1 protein-coding gene and 2 pseudogenes are annotated in these 3,025 nt (G+C 44.8%); all 3 read right to left on the bottom strand.

The window, feature by feature from the left end:
* Positions 1 to 167, bottom strand: a pseudogene (locus tag AB4133_RS21395) (ISAs1 family transposase); the annotation flags it as partial.
* Positions 168 to 246: 79 nt separating this feature from the next.
* Complete coding sequence (ltrA, locus tag AB4133_RS21390) at positions 247 to 1,572, bottom strand: group II intron reverse transcriptase/maturase (protein WP_372225692.1); 1,326 nt, start codon at positions 1,570 to 1,572, stop codon at positions 247 to 249.
* A gap of 491 nt (positions 1,573 to 2,063) precedes the next feature.
* A pseudogene (locus AB4133_RS21385) lies at positions 2,064 to 2,975 on the bottom strand (ISAs1 family transposase); the annotation flags it as partial.
* Positions 2,976 to 3,025: the final 50 nt, after the last annotated feature.

Raw genomic sequence — 3,025 nt, 5'->3', positions numbered from 1 at the left:
CGGTTCGCTTTTTTCTGCTTTCTTTTGATCCCTGCTTTGAAGCTGATTTCTTCCGTCAGCAGATTTAAAGCTATATGTCTTATAACTGCTAAATTCTCACCGGCTTGCTCTCGACGTATCCGACATTCATCTTCTTTAAAACCAACGTCTAATCGCCAGTGCATCTGATGGTGAGTAGACCGCAGGAACTCCCCCTGCAGCCTCTCGCAAAACGGTACGTGAACCTCTCAGTTCATACCGCTTCCATTAGGCAAACGATCCTCTCATTCCATGCCTCCAATGGGCAAACAACCACGGATTCTGCTTAGCTATCCTTTCCAAGAACAGCGTTGCTCGAGTCTTATGGCGACGAAGTTTTTTGTATTTGCGTCTCGCCCACCTAATCAGAGCTTTGTTGATGTGTCTAAACACTGGGTATAGCGACGACCGATAGTACTTACCATAGTACCCAATCCAGCCATTTATCATTGGATTTAACCAACCTGATATCTGTGCGATGTTGAGATCTGTTCGGCTTCGTACCTTCAGCGTTTTAATTCTCCGCCTCATCGCTTTCAAAGCAACCTTACTCACCGCTGGCGTGAAGCTTACAAACATACTGTTTCGCTTGGTATTCTTCACTAATCGACGCCTGAATGTATATCCAAGAAAGTCGAAGCTTGTGTGTTCATGGTTGCCTTTTCGGCTTCCGTCTTTGCAGTAAACTATTTTGGTCTTTTCTGGATGCAACTCTAGACCACACTCAGCAAAGCGCTCTCTCAGTACCTCTAGCAAGTGTTCGGCTTCTTCTTTGCTTTTGCAATGAACCAGCCCATCATCCGCATATCGACACCAAGGTATACCGCGGTAATGCTTGTGTAACCATTTATCGAAGACATAATGTAAAAAGAGATTGGCGAGAACAGGACTGATTACCCCTCCTTGAGGTGTTCCCATATCCCTTACTTTCAACTCTCCATCTGGCATTTTCATCGGTGCTGTTAACCAACGTTTGATATATAACCTTACCCACTTTTCTGTGCAGTGTTTATCGACTGCTTTCATCAGTAGGTCGTGCGGTATTTTATCAAACAATGCCCTAATATCGAACTCAAGGCACCAGTCATAGTCCCAACACCGTCTTCGAGTTACACCTATAGCATCTAGAGCCGATTTCTTTGGTCTGTATCCATACGAATCTGGCAAGAAGTGCGGTTCTACTTGGGGTTCAAATGTCAGTTTGACCACCATCTGTGCGATGCGGTCACTGACGGTTGGTATACCAAGTATCCTCTCGCCTCCGGCTTTCTTTGGAATGGCTACAGCCAGTACTGGCGGAGGGAAGTAGGTTCCCGATGCCAATCGGTTCCAAATTTTATAGAGATTTCCTTTTAAGTTCCTGTCAAATTCGGCCAGTGTTTCATTATCAACCCCTGCCGCGCCTGCATTTGCTTTCACCAACTTGTATGCGTTGACTACTTGCCATTTTGAAATGTTGAATTGTTTTGTCTTAACCTCTGCCTCCTCCTGACTTATTGTCAGTTGGGCAGAACTTAACGACGGCCTAACGCTACCCCTTCGCTCCACAACCATTACAGCTGTTTCCTCACTACTACAGATAGCTCCGTCCCAGTGCTGTGCATCGGTACTCTAATACTCGCCAATTCAGTGGCTTGTATGTCTTCCTTAGGCATCACAACGACTGGTTCCCGCAGTTCCCAAAAAGAGCCTGATATAGATTCACGCCCACTATACGCCGGACACCGTCTATGCAGCATTCGGAGTTTACTCATAGACTTATCCCAAGAGATAGAAACGCCCTTGGTTTTGATGTCAATCTCTGGATTACGACGCGTCCACATGGGTTCGGGTTAACTCGTCTCTCTATATCGTACCTGCCGAACTTTCGTTCGCACTTTGACTCCAACGCTCATGACCATAGCTCTTAACTACAGCCACTTGGAGTGGTTTGAAGCCAGCTTCCGACAGCAGACTTCGGTGGGCCTACCACCATCTCTTCCTGAGCTTATGCCTTAAGTCATAGCATCTCCTTATGCTGCTAACTTCAGTGCCTGCGGCACACTTTCAATGCTCCAATGTGCTCGCGTGCTCTCTAGTAAAGCTTTAGCCGTTAGTTTTGCTGAGCTTATGTAGTGCTTGATTTGCATTGTTTCTGCTGGCTTATCACCTTCTTGACGAATTGAAACGACCATACCAATTGTGGAGAGTTCAGCCCAATCAAACGCTATATAGCCTAAGAAATCTGTATTGTGAACAACCATACTCAAACGCGTTTCTGTACGACCATGCCCTTTCTCTTGAGTGACGTATTTATCACCTTCAAAACTATTAATCATACTAGAATTAAACACTTGGCTAATCGCTTGCTCCAATCGTTTTTGATTACCTTTTACCGCTAAGAGATAATCTGCATCTTGAGCGACTATCTTTTCAGCTATATCCTTCTGGCATCCCATAGCATCAATAGTCACTAAACAACCTCGCAAGGAAAGCATTTCAAGCAGTTCAGGGATCGCTTTTATTTCATTGCTTTTATCCGCAGTCTTCACTTGTCCTAGTACAACTTGGTTTGCTGCACTAAAGGCACTAACCATATGGATTGCACCACAACGCTTGTCTTTGTTGTATGTGCCTCTGAGAGTTTTGCCGTCGATAGCAATCACTTCACCCTCTGTCGTCTCATGACAGTCTTTCATCCACGCAGTAAAGCATCGTTGCAGTTGCTTGGCGGAAATAAGATTGATAACTCGGGCAATGGTATCGTGTACTGGTATGCCTTGTTTGAAATCACCATACTGCCTAAGCCATTCCAAGTTATCTTCACCAAAATCTTCAATATCCTCCCAACCTTCAGCACCAGCAATCACTGCTGCAATTGTTAAGAAGATAATGTCGGTTAGCGTGTGCTCTATTTTCCAAGCTTGGCGAGGGTCTCGAATAACTGAAATATGGTCCAAAAGGCTTAATCCATTCATTATGGCTAAATATCTGCTGTTAAAAAACAGTATATGATCACACCTAAATC

Source organism: Vibrio sp. 10N.286.52.F8 (genome assembly GCF_041468745.1).
In the GTDB taxonomy this organism is placed as follows: Bacteria; Pseudomonadota; Gammaproteobacteria; order Enterobacterales; family Vibrionaceae; genus Vibrio; species Vibrio crassostreae_C.
This window is presented reverse-complemented; position numbering and strand designations above follow the sequence as displayed.

Bases quoted from the DNA above. Each gene is read 5' to 3' on its own strand.
- ltrA (WP_372225692.1), bottom strand. From the start codon at position 1,572: ATGGTTGTGGAGCGAAGGGGTAGCGTTAGGCCGTCGTTAAGTTCTGCC.